Source organism: Polynucleobacter sp. (assembly GCF_040400325.1).
In the GTDB taxonomy this organism is placed as follows: Bacteria; Pseudomonadota; Gammaproteobacteria; order Burkholderiales; family Burkholderiaceae; genus Polynucleobacter.
This window is the reverse complement of the sequence record NZ_JBBAQK010000004.1, coordinates 21343-45258: the sequence shown is the minus strand read 5'-3', so window position 1 is coordinate 45258 and position 23916 is coordinate 21343. Positions and strand designations below refer to the sequence as shown.

General features: G+C 42.2%; 18 protein-coding genes. 10 read left to right on the top strand and 8 right to left on the bottom strand.

The window, feature by feature from the left end; genetic code table 11:
* Positions 1 to 100: 100 nt before the first annotated feature.
* From ABWP14_RS04715 to ABWP14_RS04705, 3 genes are read left to right on the top strand one after another with little or no spacing between them, the layout of a single operon-like run.
* Complete coding sequence (locus ABWP14_RS04715) at positions 101 to 1231, top strand: Re/Si-specific NAD(P)(+) transhydrogenase subunit alpha (RefSeq protein WP_353201835.1); 1131 nt, start codon at positions 101 to 103, stop codon at positions 1229 to 1231.
* Positions 1232 to 1255: 24 nt separating this feature from the next.
* Entirely contained in the window at positions 1256 to 1594 is a 339-nt protein-coding gene (locus tag ABWP14_RS04710; protein ID WP_353201834.1) for a proton-translocating transhydrogenase family protein, read from the top strand.
* A gap of 33 nt (positions 1595 to 1627) precedes the next feature.
* The gene (locus ABWP14_RS04705; RefSeq protein ID WP_353201833.1) at positions 1628 to 2995 is read left to right on the top strand and encodes an NAD(P)(+) transhydrogenase (Re/Si-specific) subunit beta; all 1368 of its coding nucleotides are present in this window, start codon (positions 1628 to 1630) and stop codon (positions 2993 to 2995) included.
* Between the two features lie 102 nt (positions 2996 to 3097).
* Here ABWP14_RS04705 and ABWP14_RS04700 read toward each other — a convergent pair whose 3' ends face one another.
* Positions 3098 to 5047: an acyltransferase family protein gene (locus ABWP14_RS04700; RefSeq protein WP_353201832.1), complete on the bottom strand. Its 1950-nt coding sequence runs from the start codon at positions 5045 to 5047 to the stop codon at positions 3098 to 3100.
* A 145-nt stretch (positions 5048 to 5192) separates the two neighbouring features.
* The gene (locus ABWP14_RS04695) at positions 5193 to 6287 is read right to left on the bottom strand and encodes a hypothetical protein (protein ID WP_353201831.1); all 1095 of its coding nucleotides are present in this window, start codon (positions 6285 to 6287) and stop codon (positions 5193 to 5195) included.
* Positions 6288 to 6683: 396 nt separating this feature from the next.
* Here ABWP14_RS04695 and ABWP14_RS04690 point away from each other — a divergent pair, with 396 nt between their 5' ends.
* Positions 6684 to 8192 carry a hypothetical protein gene (locus tag ABWP14_RS04690; protein WP_353201830.1) on the top strand — a complete coding sequence of 503 codons (1509 nt, stop codon included), beginning with the start codon at positions 6684 to 6686 and terminating at the stop codon, positions 8190 to 8192.
* Between the two features lie 68 nt (positions 8193 to 8260).
* Here the strand turns inward: ABWP14_RS04690 and ABWP14_RS04685 are convergent, their stop codons facing one another.
* Both ABWP14_RS04685 and ABWP14_RS04680 read right to left on the bottom strand, forming a co-directional pair.
* Positions 8261 to 10243, bottom strand: a complete 1983-nt coding sequence (locus ABWP14_RS04685) for an O-linked N-acetylglucosamine transferase, SPINDLY family protein (protein WP_353201829.1) — start codon at positions 10241 to 10243, stop codon at positions 8261 to 8263.
* 75 nt (positions 10244 to 10318) lie between these two features.
* Positions 10319 to 12196: an O-linked N-acetylglucosamine transferase, SPINDLY family protein gene (locus ABWP14_RS04680; RefSeq protein WP_353201828.1), complete on the bottom strand. Its 1878-nt coding sequence runs from the start codon at positions 12194 to 12196 to the stop codon at positions 10319 to 10321.
* An 83-nt stretch (positions 12197 to 12279) separates the two neighbouring features.
* Here ABWP14_RS04680 and ABWP14_RS04675 point away from each other — a divergent pair, with 83 nt between their 5' ends.
* Positions 12280 to 13248 (top strand): Bug family tripartite tricarboxylate transporter substrate binding protein, encoded by a 969-nt coding sequence (locus ABWP14_RS04675; protein WP_353201827.1) that lies wholly within the window; start codon positions 12280 to 12282, stop codon positions 13246 to 13248.
* A gap of 7 nt (positions 13249 to 13255) precedes the next feature.
* Positions 13256 to 14227, top strand: coding sequence for a Bug family tripartite tricarboxylate transporter substrate binding protein (locus ABWP14_RS04670; RefSeq protein ID WP_353201826.1), 972 nt, complete (start codon positions 13256 to 13258; stop codon positions 14225 to 14227).
* 12 nt (positions 14228 to 14239) lie between these two features.
* Here ABWP14_RS04670 and ABWP14_RS04665 read toward each other — a convergent pair whose 3' ends face one another.
* From ABWP14_RS04665 to ABWP14_RS04655, 3 genes are all read right to left on the bottom strand, one after another.
* Complete coding sequence (locus ABWP14_RS04665; protein WP_353201825.1) at positions 14240 to 14962, bottom strand: hypothetical protein; 723 nt, start codon at positions 14960 to 14962, stop codon at positions 14240 to 14242.
* A 119-nt stretch (positions 14963 to 15081) separates the two neighbouring features.
* Positions 15082 to 16731, bottom strand: a complete 1650-nt coding sequence (groL, locus tag ABWP14_RS04660; protein ID WP_353201824.1) for a chaperonin GroEL — start codon at positions 16729 to 16731, stop codon at positions 15082 to 15084.
* A 28-nt stretch (positions 16732 to 16759) separates the two neighbouring features.
* Entirely contained in the window at positions 16760 to 17050 is a 291-nt protein-coding gene (locus ABWP14_RS04655; RefSeq protein WP_216257163.1) for a co-chaperone GroES, read from the bottom strand.
* Between the two features lie 315 nt (positions 17051 to 17365).
* On the opposite strand from ABWP14_RS04655, the gene ABWP14_RS04650 reads away from it, so the two are divergent.
* From ABWP14_RS04650 to dacB, 4 genes are read left to right on the top strand one after another with little or no spacing between them, the layout of a single operon-like run.
* Positions 17366 to 18199: a diguanylate phosphodiesterase gene (locus ABWP14_RS04650; protein ID WP_353201823.1), complete on the top strand. Its 834-nt coding sequence runs from the start codon at positions 17366 to 17368 to the stop codon at positions 18197 to 18199.
* 2 nt (positions 18200 to 18201) lie between these two features.
* Entirely contained in the window at positions 18202 to 18825 is a 624-nt protein-coding gene (locus ABWP14_RS04645) for a response regulator (protein ID WP_353201822.1), read from the top strand.
* Between the two features lie 53 nt (positions 18826 to 18878).
* On the top strand, positions 18879 to 21272 hold the full coding sequence (locus ABWP14_RS04640; protein WP_353201821.1) for an ATP-binding protein: 2394 nt from the start codon (positions 18879 to 18881) through the stop codon (positions 21270 to 21272).
* A 39-nt stretch (positions 21273 to 21311) separates the two neighbouring features.
* Positions 21312 to 22865 (top strand): D-alanyl-D-alanine carboxypeptidase/D-alanyl-D-alanine endopeptidase, encoded by a 1554-nt coding sequence (dacB, locus tag ABWP14_RS04635; RefSeq protein WP_353201820.1) that lies wholly within the window; start codon positions 21312 to 21314, stop codon positions 22863 to 22865.
* Here dacB and ABWP14_RS04630 read toward each other — a convergent pair.
* On the bottom strand, positions 22811 to 23914 hold the full coding sequence (locus ABWP14_RS04630; protein ID WP_353201819.1) for an L-threonylcarbamoyladenylate synthase: 1104 nt from the start codon (positions 23912 to 23914) through the stop codon (positions 22811 to 22813). The two genes, dacB and ABWP14_RS04630, sit on opposite strands and share 55 nt — an antisense overlap.
* Positions 23915 to 23916: the final 2 nt, after the last annotated feature.

Sequence of the window (23916 nt, the reverse complement as noted above, 5' to 3'; positions counted from 1 at the left end):
AAACCAAGCCGGCAAACCTGGGAGCTAACTAAGTAGGTATGACCTACCCTGTTTATCTATAAAATAGATCTTTTAAAAATTTTGCTTTTGGAGACATGCCATGCGCATAGGAGTGCCACTGGAAACAAGGCCCGGGGAAACTCGAGTAGCCGCAACACCAGAAACCGTTAAAAAACTGATTGGTCAAGGTCATACTGTCGTCATTCAAAAAGATGCTGGTTTACATGCTAATCAACCTGACTCCGCATATGAAGCAGTAGGTGCTTCGATTGGCAGTGCTGCAGATGCCTTTGGTGCAGAGCTGGTACTTAAAGTGCGGGCGCCAGAAGTTGGTGAACTCAAGCAAATTAAAGCCGGTAGTGTGCTGTTGGGCATGCTCGACCCATTTGATAATGACAACATTGCTGCAATGGCCGCACAAGGTGTGACAGCATTCTCATTAGAGGCTGCGCCCCGCACTACTCGTGCACAAAGTATGGATGTACTCTCATCACAAGCTAATATTGCTGGTTACAAAGCAGTCTTGGTTGCTGCCAATGAATATCAACGCTTCATGCCAATGCTCATGACTGCTGCTGGCACTGTTAAGGCAGCGCGTATATTAATTTTGGGTGCTGGTGTTGCGGGTCTTCAAGCAATTGCAACAGCAAAACGTCTTGGTGCAGTGATTGAAGCCTCTGATGTCCGCCCTGCTGCTAAAGAACAAATTGAATCATTGGGCGCCAAGTTTGTTGATGTACCTTACGAAACAGATGAAGAGCGTGAAATCGCAAAAGGTGTAGGTGGTTATGCAAGACCTATGCCAGAAAGCTGGATGAAGCGTCAAGCTGCTCTAGTGGCTGAGCGCGCTCAACAAGCTGACATCGTGATTACCACCGCATTGATTCCAGGTCGCAAACCTCCAGTACTGCTGCACAGCGACACTGTTACCAATATGAAAGCTGGATCAGTAGTGATCGACTTGGCCGCTGGCAAAGGTGATAACGGATCTGGTAATTGTCCGCTGACTCAAGCAGACAAGATTGTCAACGTGAATGGTGTGAAGATTGTCGGCTATACCAATTTACCAAGCATGGTTGCTGCAGATGCTTCAGCACTTTACTCACGTAACTTACTCGACTTTCTGAAGCTGATTGTCGATAAAGATGCGAAGTTAGTGATCCCAACAGATGACGACATCGTAACTGCCTGCTTAATGTGCCGTGATGGTCAAGCCATCCGCAAAAACTAATAGTAAAAATTCTAAGGAAATATTATGGATCTCGCTGCCTTTCAAAGCATCCTCACAGTCCAAAACATCACTGTTTTCGTGTTAGCCATATTTGTTGGTTATCACGTCGTTTGGAACGTTACTCCAGCACTGCATACTCCCTTGATGGCTGTCACTAATGCCATCTCTGGAATCATTATTGTGGGTGCTTTATTGCAAACCGAAGTCATCGGTGGAGATGAAATCACGCTCACTAGCATGATTGGTGCAGTTGCCGTTTTCCTCGCATCTATCAATATTTTTGGTGGCTTTATGGTCACCCGTCGCATGCTAGAAATGTTCAAGAAAAAAGCTCCTAAAGCTGATGCAGCTGGAACTAAATAACACTAGAACACGATCTATATAGAGACCAAAATAATGTCAAATATCACCGCTATTTCTTACCTCATTTCCTCAGTGCTATTTATCCTGGCACTGCGTGGCTTGTCATCACCAACCACTTCACGCCAAGGCAACACCTTCGGCATGATTGGTATGCTCCTGGCCGTTATTACTACCTTCTTCATTCCCGGCTTCAAGCCAGTGATTTCTTTAATTGGCGTGGCGATTGTTGGTGGTGCCATTATCGGCATCATTGCTGCTAAGCGCGTCCAGATGACTAAGATGCCTGAGCTGGTTGCTTTGATGCACTCCTTTGTGGGTCTATCTGCCGTCTTAATTGCAATTGCAGCGGTCATCAATCCAGCACAAGACCACAATGGCGCACAAAAGATTGAGCTCTTTATTGGCGCTTTCATTGGCGCTATTACCTTTACTGCTTCTGTCATTGCCTTCGGTAAATTGTCTGGCAAAGTGAGTGGTAAACCCGTGACTTTCCCTGGTCAACATTTACTGAACTTAGTTCTAGCAATTGGTATGGTGGGTGCTGGTGTTGTTTATTACATGGGTGACAGCCATGCCGCATTCTTAGTAATGTGTGGCATTGCTTTGATATTAGGTGTGACCTTAATCATCCCGATTGGTGGCGCAGACATGCCAGTGGTTGTCTCAATGCTTAATAGTTACTCTGGTTGGGCCGCTGCCGGTATTGGCTTTACTTTAAATAACCCTGTGTTGATTATTGCTGGAGCATGCGTTGGTTCTTCTGGTGCAATTCTGTCTTACATTATGTGTAAGGCGATGAACCGCTCCATCCTTGCTGTACTCCTTGGTGGCTTCGGTGCTGAAGCTGCTGCTGGCGGTGGCGATGATGGCAGTCCAAAGAACTACAAGACTGGCTCTCCTGAAGATGCTGCATTCCTGATGGAAAATGCTGACACTGTCATCATCGTTCCTGGATATGGTTTAGCAGTGGCTCGTGCACAGCATTCCTTAAAAGAACTCACTGAGAAACTGACTCACCATGGTGTGACTGTCAAATACGCGATCCACCCCGTTGCTGGACGCATGCCTGGTCACATGAACGTGCTCTTGGCCGAAGCAGAAGTGCCATACGACCAAGTATTTGAGATGGAAGATATCAATAGTGATTTTGGTCAAGCTGATGTGGTCTTAGTGCTTGGTGCAAATGACGTGGTGAACCCAGCAGCACGCACTCTTGGTAGCCCCATCTTTGGTATGCCTATCTTAGAAGCATTCAAAGCAAAAACGATTATTGTGAACAAACGCTCAATGGCCGCTGGTTATGCTGGCCTTGATAACGAACTCTTCTACATGGATAAAACCATGATGGTCTTTGGTGACGCGAAGAAAGTTGTAGAGGATATGGTCAAAGCAGTTTCGTAATCCAAACTACTTCATCAAAATCCCGCTTAATACCAGCGGGATTTTTTTATGCAAAGTGGATAGACTCGTGCGCTAAATCTGGCAGATAACGTTCTAGGGGTATCAAAAACGGTATTTATCAGAGAAGAACAATGAACCTCGATAGGATAAATGAGTGGAATCTCTGTAATTTAGATTACCATCAGAATCTACAGGAAAGTTTTCCGCCAAATATGGGCGTGTATCGAAAATTTCTACATGGGTTAATTTTTGAAGCTCTTCAATCATTTTGTCATACACCGCAAAATCATTAATTAGCTTTATTTGATTGAGATCGCATTTTGATTTTTTGAAAATAGTTGGTCTTACTAAAGCGCACTCTCTAATATCCTTATTTATATTTGGCATATCATAAATAAGGATCACTTTTTTTCCGCGCTTTTCAAGCATATTAATAGTTCGAGCCAGAGCATCTAAGGTAGCCTGATAGTTATTAGTAGTATTTATATTGCCTATCTTATCCTCAAAGATAAAATTATCTGCAAAAGTAAGATTATGATAAAAGGCGATAAAAACCGTTTTGATATTCTCATCATCTAGTACAAATTCGTACAATTTTGCAGTGCGTGCGTAACAATTAAAATTTTGTTTTGAAGTTTTAGGCCTATCTATTCCAAAGAATGGTGGGCATGCACCAGCACCCAATAAAATTAAATTTTCACCTTTTGATAAATAGTATTTCTCAAGACCGGGGTAAAACTGATTCGCATGAGAATCCCCAATAAGAGCTGCGTTAGGTGGTTTACTGATGTCGTTAATTAAACAATATTGATCCGCGCCATATTTAGCTCTACACGCGTCGCTATGGTTATATTTATTAGGCCATTCCAGTTGAGTACGATACTTTTGAGTGAGGCGTCCTTCTTGCCCATCATCAATTCTAAATTCAAGACCCGCCTTTTGATAAATAATCAAACCAGAAATTCCAACTACAAGCATCGCCACTAGTAGGCATATCGATTTTTGTGTCTGATTTTTTCCATATCGAATTGGTTTTTCTACGTATCTATATGAAAGCCAAGCTAAAAAGATTGAGCTCATAACCGATGCTATTATTAGATATCTTGGGCTATCACTTAACAGCCTAACGAAAGTCAGTAAGGGCCAATGCCATAAATACAATGGGAAACTGATAAGACCAAACCAAACTAAGATTTTATTCGATAATATTTTTTTACTGACCCATGTATCTGGTCCAGCCATAATTAATAAAAAAACGCCAAGTACCGGTATAGCTGCCCACCATCCAGGAAAAGCCAGGTCTTTAGTAAAAACCGAAATGCTAATAATAATAAGCGCCAGCCCAAGGATGCTGAATGTATTGTTAAATCGTTTTATCCTATCCAATGACTCCGGACTAAAAAGCACAAAATAGGCCAAGAAGGCGCCTGCCAACAGTTCCCAAAAACGCGTTATTGGTGAATAAAAAGTTGCTACGCCATCGATTTCAACCAACCAAGCATTCAAGCCAAATGAAAAAGTCGTAATTGCTAAAATAATCCACAAGTAGTGAGCGCGAAATTTCCAAAATAGCCAGCAAAAAATTGGCCAAAAGAAATAGAATTGTTCTTCAATGCCTAGAGACCAGAGATGTAATAAAGGTTTTTTTTCGGCGGCTATATCAAAATAGCCACTTTCACCCCAGAGCACAAAATTTGAAATGAAAGCAGAGCCTGCGATAACATGCTTGCCCAATTGCTCATATTCATCAGCAAAGAGTGAAAACCAACCAAAAATTAAGCAAGCAATGAGAACTAATAAAAGCGATGGAAGAATTCGCCTTATTCGTCTTTGGTAAAACAGATTAAAACTGAAGGATTGTTTTTCCAGCCCCTCAAAAATAATCGTTGAAATGAGATACCCTGAAATGACAAAGAAAATATCAACTCCTGTATAGCCGCCCATCACCCCAAAAGCGTGAAATCCAACTACAGATAAAACGGCTATAGCCCTTAATCCATCAATGTCGGGACGATATTTAGGATGGGAGAGATTTTCTTGGGAGGCACTCATTTCGACCAAATCATACAGAATTCTGATTCAATTAATGTGATTTGCTAAAAATCAGGTAGCAACAATGCACATGCTAATTAATAAAGAATGGTTATGAGCCATCTGAAGTCAAACAATCAATCGTATCGACCTGAGCAAAGGATGCCTAATTTAATTCAAGCATTACTTTCTCTACGCAACTTGCAATTTTCTGGTAGCCGACAGGATTTGGATGGGGATCATTAGCAAAATAGTCTTTAGGCTCTAGACCGCAAACATTAAATCCATCCACAAGCCTACTACCAGTATTCAGTATTTTTTCCCTAGCCAGTTGACCCATGTGATCTGGGGCATGACCACGCTCTAACTCTTCCTTAGTCGGGAGGTGAATAAATACAATATTTTTTCCATATTTCCCACTCAGATACTCAATCGCAGCTGGATTGGGATTTTTAAACCTAAGTTTGTACTCATTTTTAATATATCCCACTATGAAATGAATTCTAGGAAAGTACTGGCGAAAAAAACTGCGTTCTTTTTTAGCTTGCTTATCAGCATACTCAGTATCTCGAAATTTCCTCAAATTACTAACAAATGATTCTGTATCAACTGATTTGGGCAGTGGAAAATATCCTTCATTTCCCTGACATTTTGCTGCATCTTCAAAACAATTTAAAAGTCGATCCGAAAAATTCCATACTTTTCTTTGATAGTCATCAGATATAAAGGGGACAACTATTTTATTGATACGAACGCCTGACTCAACTAGCTGGTCATGAAGCAACTTCCACTGCGTAAACCCGGTACCAAAAAGACCACCATTAATAAGTTGAATATCTTTTCTACTGTCCTCCTCTAGCTTATAAAACCAAGGTATCGCACCCTGCCCCTCTGCAAAAGAATCGCCAAGCACTAAAATAGTGGGGCGCTCCTTGTCAATGTCTAGCTTTTGAACCAATCCAAAATTATTGGTTTTAAATTGATAATCGTATTCTTTAGCTATTGCATCTCCATTTTCATAATAGGCAGATGTACGAATAGTTGAATTAGGTGAGTAGGTAAATATCTTCCCTTGATTACGAAAAACAGGGGCGCCATCTGCTGTACCGTAAAGTAGATATCTTCTACTACGTTGATGGTCGTTTGAAAGCTCTTTTCCAATAACTAGGCTAGCAATGATTTCGAATAGCACCAAGCCAATTAAAATCGACACTGTTGCTAAGAGAATATTTTTTGCCACTGAGGTGATGGAATTAGCCATTTTATGCAAAATTTTGGAATATAATTCTTGAAGAATATTAAACTTTTATGTATGTATTAAGACACGCTCTAATTTAGAAAAATTTCATCTGCTGCCAAATCTGCCTGATACCGTTCAAGATCTTTTGTTAGGGGATATTTGATTGAGGCCCTAGGAAATATGACTGATTCGAGCTACCTTATCTATCTTCCGCTTCAGCTATTCATTATTTTGATGCTTGAGAAGTTTAATATAGCTATGCCTATTGATTCACCATATCTCTTTATTCTATCTATTCCATTAGTATTATGTCTATTCCAAAATATTTTTCTACGATTTGAAAAGACGATGCAAGATTTTATTCGCTTACAAAATAGCGCTCTTCAAAAAAGTTGAATATCTAGTTAACAGCGCCATATGCTAAAAAAAATCATCGATCAATCCAAGTCATTCACTAGATCACAGCAATTTTTTCTAGTGTTAGTGCTCTACTTTATTGGCTTTTGGATTTTTCAGTGCTTTCATCTCATTTATCATCCTATCCCAACTGAATATCGGGATTGGAGCGGTATTAGTCTGAGTAATTCACTCTTTGATCAGTCTTCACCCTATTCATTTTCAGTTGGCCCACCCTTTTTCTATATTTACGGCCTAATTTTTCCACTTTTAGCGGGAGGCTTAAGCTGGATCCTTCAGGTTGATATCTTCTTAGTTACTAAATTTTTCGTCTGTACCTGCATTGTCCTGACAGCTGTGATCATCGCTTCTGAAGTGTATAAATTAAGTGGGCAATTATTTCTAGCCATTCTCGGTTTTACTGCAGCCCTTTGGACGGGGTCTGCAACCAATTCAGTATTTATACTAAATCCTGCTTCCTGCGGATTGTTAATCGTCTTACTCGTTTTATTTCAAATTAGAAAATCTCAAAGCCTGTCCTCCATTCTGCTGGCAGCATTGGGAACCGTTCTTGCTTTCTATACAAAACAATATTTTCTTTATATCTTTGCCCCCGTCTTTCTTTTTCTCATCTCAAACTCAGGACTTAAGAAAGCGCTAATCTATGGACTATTTTTCTTTGGTATTTTGATCCCATCCATAGTGCTAATAAGCTATGTCTTTCCAGCTTATTTCTATGCCGCTATACTCGCTCAGTTGTATGGGGTTGGAGGTGGCTGGAGTCATGCTCGAATTCAATTGATCATCTTTTTCAATCAGTATTGGCCCCTCATTACCCTTCTCTTAATTTACCTTTGGAGAAGAGCAAGAAAGCAGATTACTTACAACCAGAGTGAAAATTTATATCTCTGGGTTTTATTGGTTGCGACATTGTGCTTAATTCCCCTAGGCTTTAACACTGGATCATTCTTAAGTTATCACTATCAATTAGCTTTACCTGCACTCATCATTATTGGATTGACTTCCTTATCGAAATTAAGATCGACAGTTGTAAGAGTTTTTTTCATAGTCGCAATCTTAATCTTTAGTATTTTTCATGGCGAACTACTGAGCTATCGGCCAATATATAGTGCACAGGCTTTACAAAAGTGGAATTTCGCTAATCAAATCATTATAAATACCAAGGGTCCTAAATTAATTTCTAGCCCCATCTTGGCACCAATTATGGACGAATCTATTCTTTTAGATAACGGACATACAGAATATTATGTCGGACTAGATACCCCATCGGCATTGGTCGATATATTACTACCTAAAAGATACGATTATTTTAGTACCTTTGATCAATACTTTAAAGGCATTGAAAGTAAAATTGCACAAAAGGAATTTAAGTTGATTGCAATCACAAAAGACTTCCATCCCATGATTCCTCAATCTATCTTAGAAGCTCATTACTTTAAGTTAGAAACAATTGATCTGCAAACCGGTGGGCAAACTTGGGTAACTGAGTTTTGGGCGCCTAAGGATTAACTTTTTTAGGTGTAAATCTGGCCTACTTTAGTTCTTGAATTGTTATATCTACGCATCTTGCAATTTTTTTATTCAACCACTAGATGTTCTAGCGGTAAATCTGCCTGATACCGCTCATACATCTTTACATAGGCTCGCTCTAGACCTTTTGTAAATTGCGGCGTATCAAATAATGGCGTCGACAGTTTATTACTCGCTAGTTTTTGTTTTAGGGCTGCGAGCTTTTCTGGATTGCTGGCTAACTCTACAGCTAAGGCCTCATATTCTTCTTGGCTATTGCTAATTAGTTCTGGTAATCCTATTGCATTTAATAAGCTTGCTGCTACGCGACTTGCAAAGGAGTTACCCATTAAAGTCAACACTGGCAATCCAGTCCATAAGGCATCACTAGTGGTGGTGTGGGCGTTGTAAGGAAACGTATCAAGAAATAAATCTGCCTGTCGATGACGTGCTAAATGCTCTGATAAGGGCATTCGCTCAGCAAAAACAAGTCTGCTGGGATCAACTCCATGATTTAAAGCTTCTTGTTTGAGATTCTCGACTGCCCAAGGATTATCTTGGAATAGCCATAAAACACTCCCCTCAAGCGCCTTCAGTATTCGCATCCACCCGGCAAAAGTTGCAGGAAGTATCTTGAAATTATTATTGAAACAACAAAATACAAATCCATTCTCAGGCAGTCCTAGTTCCTGCCTTGTAAATTGCCTATCTGAAATAAAACGCTTCCTATCATTGACCTGATAGCTATTAGATAAATAGGCAATCTTTTCTGAGTAGGCCTGCTGCGTTCCTTCTGGTATCAAGGTTTTATCAGCAATGATGTAATCCATGTAATCAGTACCCATGGTTCCTGGATAACCAAGGTAGTTCACCTGAATGGCTGCCGCACGATTGGCAAAGATTCCAGTTCTTGAATCTTGAGTAAAGCCCTTCAAATCAACAGCAATGTCGATATTGAGGTCTCTACTTAGCTGGGCGATTTCCATATCTGATTGATTGCTAACCTCAATAAACTGGTCAAACGACTTCTCTATCCGCTGGCGCATCTCATCGCCTGCTATTGGGCCAAATGAAAAGCCGACTAGTTCAAATTGATTTTTATCATGCAGCTCAAAAAGTTCAGCCATTAAATACCCTGTAGCATGATTATGAAAATCAGCTGAAAAGTAAGCAATGCGGATTTTTTGATTCCCTGAACGCTTTTGAATAGGTCCTAAGACAGCGTTAAATGGGTAGTTTGATTGGATGTAAATTTCAGAAGATTTTTGATGCAATAAAGCATTGTCAGTGATGCATAGTAGCGGTAAAGGGGTAGTTGCCTTTTCATTTGCCAAAATTCTATGAGCAATATTTTCTAAAGAGCCTTCAAAGCCAGACCAGCTACATACCCTCATCTTTGTGTGAAGTAAATCACCGTAGCCCCAAGGAACATTAGGCTTTAGGCTGAGTGCCCTATCGTGACAAGCAATCGCCTCGTCATAACGCTTGAGTTCATTGAATACATGGCCTTTATTAGACCAAGCCTCGGCATAATTTGGATTGAGACTAAGGGCTTTATCGTGACAAGCAATCGCCTCCTCATAACGCTTAAGGTCATTAAATACATTACCTTTATTAGACCAAGCCTCGGCATAATTTGGATTGAGACTAAGGGCTTTATCGTGACAAGTAATTGCCTCTTCATAGCGCTTGAGTTCATAAAGGGCATTACCTTTATTAGACCAAGCCTCCTCATATTTTGCGTCTATTTTTAATGACTTATCGTAAGCATCTAGAGCTTTGTTGTACTCTTTCAGCTGAAGTAATACATTACCGAGGTTACTTAAAGCTAATGCATTCTTGGGGAGAGCTTTGAGAGAATCATTGAAGTATTTCAGAGCTTCGGTATATTGCATGCGCTGGGCATAAATAACCCCCAGAAGCCGAAGAACAAGGGGGTTACTAGCTTGTAAGCTTTTTGCTTGCTTTAAATATAACTCTGCCAAATCTAAATTAGAGCCTCTAAGTGCTTCAAGCGATTTATTTAAAAGAAAACCGATTTGTGGATTCATGATTGAATATTAACCCAATGGAATTGATATAAAAATATCGAAACTATTGTGTCAATAAGAAGAATTGATTTTTGACTATACAAATATATGTTCTGGGGGTAAACCAGCCTGATACCGTTCATATATCTGAACATATGACCGCTCAAGATCTTTTGTAAATTGGGGGGTATCAAATAAGGGGGTTGTCAGCCTATTACTTGCTAGCTTTTGCTTAAGCGCTGCAAGCTTTGCTGGGTTCTTTGCAATCTCAATTGCCAGGGCCTCATAAGCTTGTGGGGTGCTTGTAATGAGTTCTGGCAATTCAATTGCATTGAGCAAGCTAGCTGCTACGCGGCTTGCAAAAGCATTTCCCATTAGAGTGAGCACAGGCAATCCAGCCCAAAGTGCATCACTCGCAGTGGTGTGGGCATTACAGGGGAATGCATCAATAAATAGATCAGCCAGTTGATGACGCGCTAAATGCTCGGCTAGCGGCATTCTTTTTGCAAACACCAATCTACTAGGATGAACGCCTCTTTTTTCTGCTTCTTGTCGCAAGTGATTGGCTGCTGCAACATTATCCTCATACAACCACAGGACGCTACCGTCTACTGCTTTGAGAATTCTCATCCAGCTCTCAAAAGTGGCTGGCAGTATTTTATAGTTGTTATTAAAGGAGCAGAAGATAAAACCTTGCTCTGGTAACCCGAGCTCTGCATTTGTAAACTGTTTGTCTGAGATGATTCTTTTACGATCATTGGCTTGATAGCTATTGGGTAAATAAGCAATTTTTTCTGAGTAGCCCTGTAGGGCCTCTTGAGGAATCAAGGTTTTATCGGCAAGCAAATAATCAATGTAACCTGCGCTCATTGTGCCGGGATAGCCTAAATAGCTAAGCTGAACCGGCGCTACACGATAAGCAAAAATTCCGGCTCTGCAGTTCTGTGTAAAGCCTTTTAAGTCAACTGCAATATCGATCTTCAGATGCCGACTCAGCTGCGCAATCTCAATATCAGACATAGCACTGGCATCAATAAATTGGTCAAACGATTTTTTTAATCGGGTGCGCATTTCATCATCTTGATTGGGTCCAAATGAAATGCCAATCAGTTCAAATTGATTTTTGTCATGCAGCTCAATCAGCTCTGCTAAAAGATAACCCGTCGCATGATTATGAAAATCTGCCGAGAAATAGCCAATGCGAATCTTTTTTCCCCTAGGGTGTTTAGCAATTACCCCAAGCGTGGAATTAGAGGGATATTGATAGCGCGCAAAGATCTCTGAAGCTTGGCGATGGAGCATAGGATCGTCGCTCATCGCTAAAAGAGGGAAGGGGTTACTGACCTTCTCACCGGCAGCCACTTTTGCAAGCAGTACTTCAACATTAGCTTCTAGATGTTCCCATGCAGAAACCTTCAGCTTTAAATGCATCCAGACGCCCGGCGCCCAATCTATATTGGGATTGATTGATAAGGCTTTTTCATAACAATCGATCGCTTCCTCATATCGCTTGAGCTCATCTAATGCATTACCTTTATTGCACAGCGCTTCTGCATAGTTGGGATCAATGGCAAGGGCTTTGTCGTAGAGTGCAATTGCCTCTTCAAAACGCTTTAATTCAAAAAAGACAATTCCAGCATTTGACCAAGTTTCTGCATCCTGAGAGTCTAAGCGAGCCGCCTCCTCATACGCGCCCAAAGCCCGATCGAATTGCCTTAGCTTTGCATAGACATTACCCAGATTACTATGGGCCACTGCATTTTCAGGGAACACATTAATACTTGCTGAAAAAAACTCAATCGCTTTTTCATATTCGGCTCTTTGAGCTGCCACTACCCCCAAAAGCCTTAAAGTATGCGGGTTATTTAGCTCCAGTATCAAAGCCTCTTTTAAATAGGCCTCCGCCATCTCTAGGTTAGAGTTTCTGAGTGCTTCAAGCGCCTGATTTAAGAGCGAGCCTATTTGAGGATTCATGGTTCAATGTTACTTGATCAAGCATTAAGGTAATCAATACTAAAATAAGCCAAATTTAAGCAATTACTGACAAGGTCCCTTTTATGAAAAAACTCATCCTCACTGCCGTTGCAGTAAGTACCCTGGCGTTCTCGCAAGCATCAATCGCAGCCTATCCTGAAAAATCGATTCGCTTAGTAGTGCCATTTGCAACCGGTGGCACCTCAGAAATTATTGCTAGATCAGTAGCCAATAGCTTATCGACCAGTCTTGGACAATCTGTTTATGTAGATAATAAACCGGGCGGTGCTGGGAATATTGCAATGGAAGAAGTTAAGCGTTCTAAACCAGATGGCTACATACTGATACTGGGTCACGTTGGTACTTTAGCAGTGAACCCGGCTTTATTTGGCAACAAACTTCCTTATGATCCAAACAAAGATTTTGTACCCATCACTTTGGTTGCTAAGGTACCAAATGTTATTGCTGTAAGCAGTAAGAGCGCTAATAAGACCTTGGCAGATTTTGTAGCGGATGCTAAAAAGAATCCTGGGAAAATTAATTATGGTTCTGCAGGTAACGGTAGTGCAGGTCACTTAGCGATGGAATACTTTTCATCTGTAGCAGGAATTGATTTAGTGCACGTGCCTTATAAAGGATCTGGACCAATGTTGACCGACCTCATTAGCGGCCAAATACAAGCGACCTTCAACGGACTGCCTTCTCTAATGGGTCAAATTAATGGTGGGGCATTACGGCCTTTAGCAGTTGGATCTGCTGATAGATCAAATGCACTTCCGAATGTTCCTACTATCTCTGAGTCAGGTTATAAGGGCTTTGAAACCTCACAATGGTACGGAATTATGGCGCCTGCAGGGACTCCAAAACCCATCATCGATAGGTTACAAAAAGAAATTGCAAAAGCTCTTCAAAATAAAGAAGACTCTAAGCGCATGCTAGACGATGGCGCTATTTTAATAGGTGATACTCCCGAGCAATTTACTGCGTTCATCAAATTAGAGCAAGGTCGTTGGGGTAAGGTTGTGGAGAAGGCTGGCATTAAGATAGATTAAGCCCTCAATGAAAGTATTGTTCTCAAACCTCCTCTCGTGCTTACTTTGCGTCCTTAGTGTTCAGATTGCTAATGCTCAAAGTGCCTATCCTAATCGCACCGTCCAAACGGTCATGCCGCTGCAAGCTGGTAGTGGCGTTGATCTGCTCTTTCGCCCTATCGCACAAAAAATGGGGGAGAACTTAGGTCAAGCGATCACGATTGAAAATATTCCTGGGGGCGCAGGTTTAATTGGAACTGGGAAGGTAGTGCAGAGCCCTGCTGAAGGTTATGTATTAGGAGTATTTAATGACAGCATTTTGACGATGTTGCCCAATCTCTATAAAAAGATCGATTACGATCCAACTCAAAGTTTTGTCCCGATATCAGAACTCGCAGCGATTACATTTGTGTTGGTGGCTAATCCTAGCTTTCCTGGAAATACAGCGGCAGATTTAGTACGCATCGCTAAAGAGAGGCCAGGCAAAATTGACTATGCCTCTGGTGGTAGTGGCTCACCCCAACATATTGGAATGGAAATATTTCGTCAATACACTGGCGTACCTCTTGTTCACATCCCTTATCGTGGTGCTGCTGCAGCCGTCACTGATGTCATGGCAGGTCAAGTACCAGTGATGATGAGCGCCCTATCTGTAGTGCTTCCTCATATTCGTGCAGGTAAGTTAAAGGTTCTGGGTGTTGCTAGTAAAACTCGTTCCCCATTACTGCCCAATACTCCGACGATTGATGAAAGCGTGAAAGGCTATGAGTTCTCAACCTGGGGTGCGCTCCTGGCGCCCAAAGGCACTCCACCTGCAGTCATTGACAAGCTAAATGAATCCCTGGCAACAGCACTGAAAGATCCAAAGCTTCGTGAACAACTGATTGCGCAAGGTTTTGAGATAGCCCCGCTAGGTCCAGATCATTTAAAAAATATGATTGCTCAAGGCCTCATCAAAATGAAAAAAGTGATTAGGGGTGGCGGTATTCAGCCTGATTAAGTGATTGCTCAGCTAGCGCCTTTGATAACTATTGGATAAGTTATCTTGCAGCACGTATGCAATGCCATTTGCAGCTAAGGATAATTCTTTTTCTAGCACTCTTGATTGATATGTCCAGCCTTTTGGCAACTTCAACTGCTTAGCTAAATCAGGTAAATCTGCTATACCTAAGTTAGGATTCACAATCTGGGAATATGACTGCATGACATATACCTCGCCGGAAGGAGAACTTAATTCATAAACAGAGCTTCCCGCCTGATAGATAAAAGCAGTCGTTCGAATAATTTCATTGGGAGAATAGTGTTTGCTACCCAGCAGTTGTTTGAAAAGTCCTAATTCAATAGTGGCCCGTAAGTTCATCTCAATGCCCCCAAAAGATTCTTTGGTTTGATTGACCGTAGCGCCAGCCGCTTGAATTTCATCCATCGTCCAGTAACGTGGACCATTTAGTAAAACGAAAGAGGCGTCATATGCCTTTTCAATCGATTCTTTAGTGAGTGATTTCCACTGATCCTCTGGACAAAGATTGAGTCCCTGAGTATTAAAAACCTTGACCTCTAATCTTAAAAAGTTGCGCTTGCCGTAGAGAACCTCGCAATAACGTTGATTCCGTATATTAGAAATACTTTTCTCATATTTTTGTTTGGCCTCTGGGGCTTGACCCAATGCAACATCCCCTTGTAAAAACAAGAAGGTCACGCCTAGACTACTGAGAAGAAATTGTTTAAGAATCATAAGAACGCTATCTGTATGAGTTAAGTATTAAGCTAACTGTAACAAATAAAAAACGCCCAGTCTTGTGAACCAGGCGTTTTTATTTTCTACAGCAAGCTCGCTGTGGAAGGTAAGGCTCATTACATCATGCCGCCCATACCACCCATGCCGCCCATACCACCCATATCAGGCATACCACCACCAGATTCATCCTTTGGGGCTTCGCAGATAGCGCAATCGGTAGTCAACAACAAGCCTGCAACGGAAGCTGCATTGACTAATGCAGTTTTGGTTACTTTAGTTGGGTCGATCACACCTTGAGCTACGAGGTCGCCGTATTCGCCAGTTGCAGCGTTGTAACCGTTATTGCCTTTACTGGCCAATACCGCATTAACAACCACACTTGCTTCGTCACCAGCGTTAGAAACGATGATGCGTAGTGGCTCTTCCATAGCGCGCAATACGATGCTGATACCAGCGTCTTGATCGGCGTTGTCGCCTTTAAGACCCTTGATACCTTGCATAGCACGAATCAAAGCAACACCGCCGCCAGGAACAATACCCTCTTCTACTGCAGCGCGAGTAGCGTGCAATGCGTCATCAACGCGGGCTTTCTTTTCTTTCATTTCGACTTCAGTAGCAGCACCAACACGAATCACAGCAACACCGCCTGCCAACTTCGCCACGCGCTCTTGCAATTTTTCTTTGTCGTAATCACTAGTTGCTTCATCGATCTGAACACGAATGTTCTTCACACGCGCTTCGATTGCTTTAGTATCGCCAGCACCGTCAATAATGATGGTGTTTTCTTTACCAATTTCGATGCGCTTAGCTTGACCTAAATGCTCAAGAGTGGTTTTCTCTAATGTTAGGCCAATTTCTTCGGCAATCACAGTACCACCAGTCAAAATGGCGATGTCTTCTAACATTGCCTTACGACGATCACCAAAACCAGGGGCCTTAACAGCACAAGTCTTGATAATGCCGCGAATGTTGTTCACCACCAAAGTTGCCAAGGCTTCGCCTTCAACATCTTCAGCAATGATGAGCAATGGTCGACCAGATTTTGCAACTTGCTCAAGCACTGGGAGTAAATCACGAATGTTGGCAATCTTCTTGTCAAACAAGAGTACGTATGGGGATTCCAATATCGCTACTTGTTTTTCAGGTTGATTGATGAAGTAAGGGGAGAGGTAGCCACGGTCAAACTGCATACCTTCTACTACTTCTAGCTCATCTTCTAAAGACTTGCCATCTTCAACAGTAATCACACCTTCTTTGCCTACTTTTTCCATCGCTTCAGCAATGCGCTGACCAATGCTGTAGTCACTGTTTGCAGAAATAGAACCTACTTGAGCGATTTCTTTAGTAGTGGTGCAAGGCTTACTGATTTTTGCGAGTTCTGTAACAGCAGCAGTCACCGCTTTATCGATACCGCGCTTCAAGTCCATTGGGTTGTGACCTGAAACAACATATTTCATGCCTTCACGAACGATAGATTGAGCCAAAACAGTAGCGGTGGTAGTACCGTCACCAGCGATGTCAGCAGTTTTAGAAGCAACTTCCTTCACCATCTGCGCACCCATGTTCTGGAGCTTATCTTTGAGTTCGATTTCTTTTGCTACGGATACACCATCTTTAGTGATGGTTGGACCACCAAATGAGCGCTCCATCACAACGTTACGACCCTTTGGTCCTAAAGTTGTTTTAACTGCGTTCGCGAGAATATTGACGCCTTCCACCATCTTGGTACGGGCGCTATCTCCAAATACAACGTCTTTTGCTGCCATGATTGAATTCCTTTCTTAAATACTAAAATTACTTCTGTACAACAGCCATGATGTCTTCTTCGCGCATAACGAGAAGCTCGTCGCCTTCGACCTTGACTGTTTGACCTGCATATTTGCCGAATAACACGCGATCGCCAACTTTGACGTCAGGTGGATTTAATTTACCGCTGTCATCACGTTTGCCTGGGCCAACTGCTAATACTTCGCCTTGGTCAGGCTTTTCAGCGGCAGCGTCAGGAATGATTATTCCAGAGGCAGTTTTTGATTCTTGATCTAAACGCTTGATGATTACGCGATCATGTAAAGGACGCAGATTCATTCCTTCTCCTATGTTAGTAAGTGTTAACTAATTAAAAAACCAATATAAATCAATGCTTTATAAACTCTTCATACGGAAGCTAAGAAAAAATAATCCTAAAACTCACTCTTAGCACTCGCATGTAGAGAGTGCTGATTATATAGGTCTATTTCTGGCGATTTCAAGAGCAGATCACCATAAATTATTTATGGATTTAAGCCCTCTCTATACTGAAGACAGGTTGGTAGGTCTTTTCCTACAGATAAATCAGCCTTAAGCCCTTACCGCTCCAATCCGTCCTGCCTAGACTGGACAGTCACAGATTGGAGAATGCTGATGAGCCCGAAATCCCGGCTGTACACGCTTGTAAAGGCATGGAAGAACAAACCCTTCCAAGAAGTACGCGACGCCTGTGGCGAACCGTGGCTTGGCTTAAGTAGTCAAGCCCTCGAAGAACATCAATCCTGGTCTAAACGACAAGCGATTGGCCATGAACCTATTTTTAACTGCAAGGGCACAAAACTGACCGGATCCTTATTCAGACCATTAATGAATGCCTCGGATATGCAATTACTGCGTTTATTCATGGAAGGCTTAGATAGCATTGCCTACTGGTATCGCAGCGGTCGCTTTATTCCTGGGATCTTACCCATTCCGACCCACGCTTTAGCGTCCAGTGAATATATTGACGCCTTATCCGATTTGATTCTCAATTCTCGTCTTCCAGTTGGTCTCGTGACCCTTGGAATTCAATCTCTTCCCCAGGCGCATTTAGAAGGCAGCAGTAAAGAGGGATTATTGCGATTACGCCGTCTTGGAGTGCTCATTCATTTGTTGCAGTTTAGTGGCAGCGCAGAAGAACTGAAATGGGCAGAAGAATTAGAAATAGAAGGACTTCATATAGATATGACGCAATGTCGTCAACCAGAATTGCCGCTTGAACTCATATCACAAATACGAAACTGCAAACATGCCAGGACTCAAATCTATGCCAGCAATTTAACTTTGGTGAAAGATTTAAGTCATGCCAGCTTGATGCAAGTTGACCACTGTTACGGCGGCTTGATGATGCCGCCCATCAGTCGCCATCAAATGCTGCACATTAATGACAGCCGAATTGCTAAAGCTATTTTTTCGTTTCATCCACAATCAAACCAAAACGGAGACTAGTAATGAGAAAACGCGTAATGTTGGTAGACGACCATCCAGCAATGCTGATGGCGCTAAAAAGTATGTTGCAAGATCAATTGCTCTTTGAAATTGCAGGGCAAGCCCAAAATGGAGAGGAGTGCTTAAGATCTATCAAAGAAGTTAATCCTAATATGCTGATCCTTGATGTTGACATGCCGAAAACGGATGGCTTTGATGTGATTCGTCGAATTGGAATAATGTACCCCGAGATTCGGATCTTAGTACTCTCTAGCCTTGATGAGGCGGTATATGGCGGTAGAGTGCGCTCCCTTGGAGCACATGGCTTTGTCAATAAAACCGCTGGTGCTGATGTTATTTTGGCGGCCTGTGTTGCCATTTCTCAAGGCTATAACTTTTTCACTCATGGCAAAAATGGGAATAGTTCATTAAGTGACAATGACAAGCTAGCGCTCATCTCTGATCGAGAATTACAGGTCATGAAATATCTAGGTAAGGGCAGTACCAACCAACAAATCTCCGACATACTGCATATCAGCAATAAGACAGTAGCTACTTATAAAACACGGGTATTTGATAAGCTGGGAATTAATAATATTGCTGACCTGATTTTGTTTTGTCGTATGAATAACATTATCGAAAGTTAAAGTCTGCAATGCATCGATCTGCTTGTAAAGCTAGCCTCATTTTTTGTCTACTCATGCATAGTATTGTGCAGGCGAGCACACTAGGGTCATCTGAGCAAAAGTGGATCGATGCACATCCAGTAGTACGTTTTAGTATTCATGAAAAATATGCGCCTTTTCTTCAACCAGGTAAAGATCTAAAAGAAATGGGGGTTTTTAGAGCCCTGCTATCTCAACTGAGCAAAAGAACTCAACAAGAATTTATTCCCACTTGGAGAAGGACGGATCAGGAAGGCTTACAGCAACTAGCCAATGGGGAAGTAGATTTTATTATTGACCCACCAGCAGATGCGCAATTCTTAGAATTTGGCGCCCTCTCGGAAGCAATCTTTTGGGGTCATGATGTCGTCCTGACAACAGCGTCCAAGGTAAATAATCCAGTTCATCCCTCTAACATCGCTTATTTTGATCGCGGCTTTGAAAAGCCTCCAACTCAACATCAAGCACATGCGATTGTTTCGAGCCACACCGATAAACTACTGGCAGATTTATTGAGCAATAATATTCATGCGCTCGTGTTACCCATCAGGCTAGCTCAACATCATATTGCACAAGTAGGTAATGGAAAAATTGCACTTGATGGCCTCTATAGCAGAAACCCTTTCCCTTATCGCTGGCTGATTGGTCATCAAGATGCGTCATTACATAGAATCTTAGGAGGATTTTTAAAATCCCTTGATCCAATCGAATCGCGCCAGCTATTCTCTCTAGATCCAAATATCCTCCGTCCTGATGAGTCTAGAGATTCTGCATTGGAGACTATGTTTCCTTGGACCATTGCTCTGGCTCTACTATTCAGTGGCACCCTCATTATTTGGCGACTCCAGCGTCAGCAATCTTTTCAAGAGCAAGAAACTGCAAAGCTGATTTTATCTAAAGAAAATGCAGAAAAAGCCAACGCTGCAAAGTCAGCGTTTCTGGCCACGATGAGTCATGAGATTCGTACACCGATGAACGCCATTCTGGGCGTTCAAGAGCTACTTCTAACAAGCAAGCAATTTCCCTCCAGTGAAAAGCCCCTATTACGCAGTGCCCATGCATCGGCAGAGTCTCTTTTAGGTATTCTGAATCAAGTACTAGACCTTTCCAAAATTGAGGCAGGTAAGCTCACTCTCAATCTAGAGCCTTACAACTTAAATAATTTGATCGATGAGATCGATTCTGCATTCTCGACAGTTGCTATCAAACACCAATTGCAACTTCACACCTCAAAAGATCCTAAGATTGCAGAGGTCTTGATGATGGATGCCTTAAGACTAAGGCAAATATTGCAAAATATTATTAGTAATGCGATTAAATTTACTGAACAAGGTGAAATCTATTTTTCTATTACCGTCTTAGCTGATGACCATGCAGGTCAACTGATCGAGTTTAGAGTAATCGATACAGGAATAGGAATGGCGGCAGAAGAAATCGAGCTTGCCTTGCAGGCCTTTGAGCAAGTCCCGAATAAAACCGATGGCAACCTCAGCGAACAGCAGCAGGGAACGGGTCTTGGCCTGACTATTACCAAGCACTTGGTCCACTCAATGAATAGTCAACTCTTCTTTGAAAGTGCCCCTAATTGCGGAAGCAATGTTCATTTTTCAGTAGCATTTCCTCGCACTACCATTGCAGCCAACACAAGATCATATAGTGCCGAACAAATATCAAGATCTAGAAAGTTGGTCGCTAAAAATGCTCAACATCAAACCCTTCAAGCACTAGTAGTAGAAGATCATCCAGCAAGTAGGCAAATTATTTCTTTACAGTTACAAGCTTTAGGTATTGAAGTTTGTGTGTGTGAAAGTGCACACGCAGCACTTGATTTCATTACTGAAAAACACTTCGACCTTGTACTCACTGATCAATCGATACCTGGTATGCAAGGTTCTGAACTAGCACTCCATCTCCGCACTAATGGTCATCGGGATCTTATCATCATTGGGGTTACTGCCGACATTTATGCACTCGATTCTCGGCACCAGTTTTTAGCAGCAGGTATGAATGGGGTGCTGATCAAACCACTAAGTTTGATGACACTAGAAAATGAACTATCGCGCTATTTCACGTCAATAGAAGTGCCTCCTCTTGAGCAGGAGAGTCCATACTCATTCGAGGCTTTTAGTAATCTCTTGCGAGACGACTCAAATCAAATTTGGGGCATTCTAGAGGAAATTAAAAAAGTACATGATGAGGCACTAAGCCAACTGCAAACTCATACGCTTAGCGAGCCTGAATTGAAAAGCCTGGTACATAAAGTAAAAGGTGGCGCCCAACTTCTGAAAGCCCAAGACTTTATTAAACAATGCCAACGATTAGAGGAAGATGGTCCACTTCATATCAGAATGACTGCCTTCAAAACACTACTGAAAGAACAAAACAGGATTCTGAAAAGCTATCAATCTAGCTATCGTAAGCCCCTATAAGTAGCCAAAGATGCCCCCCTTAGGTTTATCCTATCGGGAATGCAAACTCACCAAACGCATCATTGGCGTCTACCTGTATGGATTATTGCCATATCTTGGATGGGCGCTTGCCTCATTGCTAATGCAGCCAGTATTGACACCATCCCTAAAGCTGTCATCACTAGCTTAGATCGCAACCAAATCCCGAGAAATGCTATCAGTATTGCTGTGGTCGAGCTTGAGCCTCAAAAGACTGGTAAACAAACTACAAAAAATATTTTGGGATGGCGCGCTCAGGAGCCCATGAATCCTGCTTCCGCCATGAAACTACTCACTACTCTGAGTGGCTTAGATATTTTGGGACCGCAATATCGCTGGCGCACCAACATTTATACCGATGGCATGATTCGTCAAGGCACACTCAAGGGTAATCTTTATCTTCAGGGTACTGGAGACCCTAAGCTGGTTCCGGAAGAATTGGCTAAGTTAATGAAAGCCCTCCAAGCGCTTGGCATTCAGAAAATTGATGGTAATCTATTTTTTGATCGCAGTGCTTATGCACCTAGCGTCATGGAACACAACACGATTGATGGTGAATCCCTAAGGGCATACAACGTTCCACCTGACCCCTTACTCTATGCTTTTAGAACACTCTCGTTTCAAATAGGCAAATCTCGTACTGCTGATTTCATTGATATTCGCTATAGCCCTGCCATGTCGCAACTGCAAATTGATAATCAAATGCAGTTAGTAGATAGGCCTTGCGATAACTGGAAAAGTAATATGCGCTTTAATTTAGATCCAGAAAGTATGGGTAATAACAGCAATACCAATAAAACAGATCAACTCCTCATAGCGCAATTTTCGGGTGCATTTCCGAATGACTGTAAAGGTGTTCACTACAACGTTGTGGCTTTGGATGCCAATACCTTTTTAACGCAAGGCTTTACTGCTGCATGGGAACAGGCTGGGGGCGCTTGGGTAAAAACTCCTGTGGGAAAAAGCGCTACTGTGCCACTGGCTGCAAGACTCTTACTACAGTTTGAAGGCATCAATCTAGCAGATGATGTGCAGGATATTAATAAGTATTCAAATAATGTCATGGCTCGGCAACTCTTATTAACCTTAGCACTTGAGAAAATGGGTAAGCCAGCGACAACAGAGAATGGTGAACTCGTGATTCAGAGTTGGCTCAAACAAATGGGTTTAGAGTTTCCAGGACTCGTGATTGAAAATGGGTCTGGTCTATCACGTAATGAGGCTATCTCTGCTGAGCAAATGAATCAACTCTTAGCAACAGCTCGAAACTTACCAGCATCAGAGATCTTTTATAACAGTCTGCCACTTGCAGGAAGTGATGGCACTATGAGAAATCGCCTCATGACTCAGTTACGAAAATTTTTACATCTCAAGAAAAAACCTGAGGTCAGAATCAAGACTGGATCTCTAGCCGACGTACGTGCCATCTCAGGTTATGTGTTGAGTAAATCTGGAAAGCTCTATGCAGTATCTTCTTTTATTAATCATCCCAATGCCTGGAAAGGCTTGGAGGCACACGATCAATTACTGACGTGGCTACTGGAAGATGGTCCCGAACCAAAACAAGCGCGTTGAAGTCGATCTCTAACACCATCCCATTCCTCACCTGCTGGGGGCTCTGGGAACAAAATCAGATCCCAAGCTTGCTGATCTAAATCTCGCAAAGAACGATAGAGTCGACTAGCAAAAGCAGTGCTATCACTAGAGACAATCACTTCTTCAACATCAATTGAAGGATGGTCCTCCAAGACAAGCGAAGATTCTGAATCCCAAACAGCTACTGCAACCCTAGACTTAGTATCAGGAAACTCACTTAAGGCATCGAGTACTCGGCCTGGTGCGTAAAGCCGTAAAGGCGTCGTTGGAGCGTAATGGGCTAGCAAACTTCCCGATACTCTCGGAAGAGGATCTGCTTCATCAGTCTTGTTTACTTCCCCTACTTGATATACCTTAATTCCGGTCTTTGCCAAAATCTCGCTTGGCGTAATTGCGCCTGGTCTCAGTAGTATGGGTTTATCTCCAGACGATAAATCAATGATGGTGGATTCAATACCAATCTCACAATCCCCACCATCTAACACCATTAACCCTAACTTTCCTTCAAACTCATGACGAACATCTGCGGCACTAGTAGGGGATATCTTGCCAAAACGATTGGCTGATGGCGCCACTACACCGCCTTTGAATTTACGGAGTAATTCTTTTGCAATCGGATGTGCTGGTGCGCGAATGGCAACAGTATCCTGCCCACCGGTGATCTCTCTTAAAACACTCTTATCTTTTTGAAAGACTAAAGTCAAAGGGCCAGGCCAAAAGGTATTCACTAGTAATAGTGCATTTTCCGATACATCACGTACCCAAGGGCTTAATAAAGCAGCCCAATCAATTTGCGCTACATCATATTTATCTGGCGCTGCAAGATGAACAATCAGCGGATGATTTGAGGGTCTACCTTTGATAGTAAAGATCTTTTTAATGGCCTCTAGATTATTAGCATCTGCCCCCAAGCCATAAACTGTCTCTGTTGGGAACGCTACCAAACCACCATCGCGCAAGGTTTGCACTGCTTCATTGATCACTGCAGAAGATTGCAGTGGCGTACTGTCCGATTTGTCAGTAGACATTA

Bases quoted from the DNA above. Each gene is read 5' to 3' on its own strand.
- ABWP14_RS04715 (WP_353201835.1), top strand. From the start codon at position 101: ATGCGCATAGGAGTGCCACTGGAAACAAGGCCCGGGGAAACTCGAGTA.
- ABWP14_RS04710 (WP_353201834.1), top strand. From the start codon at position 1,256: ATGGATCTCGCTGCCTTTCAAAGCATCCTCACAGTCCAAAACATCACT.
- ABWP14_RS04705 (WP_353201833.1), top strand. From the start codon at position 1,628: ATGTCAAATATCACCGCTATTTCTTACCTCATTTCCTCAGTGCTATTT.
- ABWP14_RS04700 (WP_353201832.1), bottom strand. From the start codon at position 5,047: ATGAGTGCCTCCCAAGAAAATCTCTCCCATCCTAAATATCGTCCCGAC.
- ABWP14_RS04695 (WP_353201831.1), bottom strand. From the start codon at position 6,287: ATGGCTAATTCCATCACCTCAGTGGCAAAAAATATTCTCTTAGCAACA.
- ABWP14_RS04690 (WP_353201830.1), top strand. From the start codon at position 6,684: ATGCTAAAAAAAATCATCGATCAATCCAAGTCATTCACTAGATCACAG.
- ABWP14_RS04685 (WP_353201829.1), bottom strand. From the start codon at position 10,243: ATGAATCCACAAATCGGTTTTCTTTTAAATAAATCGCTTGAAGCACTT.
- ABWP14_RS04680 (WP_353201828.1), bottom strand. From the start codon at position 12,196: ATGAATCCTCAAATAGGCTCGCTCTTAAATCAGGCGCTTGAAGCACTC.
- ABWP14_RS04675 (WP_353201827.1), top strand. From the start codon at position 12,280: ATGAAAAAACTCATCCTCACTGCCGTTGCAGTAAGTACCCTGGCGTTC.
- ABWP14_RS04670 (WP_353201826.1), top strand. From the start codon at position 13,256: ATGAAAGTATTGTTCTCAAACCTCCTCTCGTGCTTACTTTGCGTCCTT.
- ABWP14_RS04665 (WP_353201825.1), bottom strand. From the start codon at position 14,962: ATGATTCTTAAACAATTTCTTCTCAGTAGTCTAGGCGTGACCTTCTTG.
- groL (WP_353201824.1), bottom strand. From the start codon at position 16,731: ATGGCAGCAAAAGACGTTGTATTTGGAGATAGCGCCCGTACCAAGATG.
- ABWP14_RS04655 (WP_216257163.1), bottom strand. From the start codon at position 17,050: ATGAATCTGCGTCCTTTACATGATCGCGTAATCATCAAGCGTTTAGAT.
- ABWP14_RS04650 (WP_353201823.1), top strand. From the start codon at position 17,366: ATGAGCCCGAAATCCCGGCTGTACACGCTTGTAAAGGCATGGAAGAAC.
- ABWP14_RS04645 (WP_353201822.1), top strand. From the start codon at position 18,202: ATGAGAAAACGCGTAATGTTGGTAGACGACCATCCAGCAATGCTGATG.
- ABWP14_RS04640 (WP_353201821.1), top strand. From the start codon at position 18,879: ATGCATAGTATTGTGCAGGCGAGCACACTAGGGTCATCTGAGCAAAAG.
- dacB (WP_353201820.1), top strand. From the start codon at position 21,312: ATGCAAACTCACCAAACGCATCATTGGCGTCTACCTGTATGGATTATT.
- ABWP14_RS04630 (WP_353201819.1), bottom strand. From the start codon at position 23,914: ATGTCTACTGACAAATCGGACAGTACGCCACTGCAATCTTCTGCAGTG.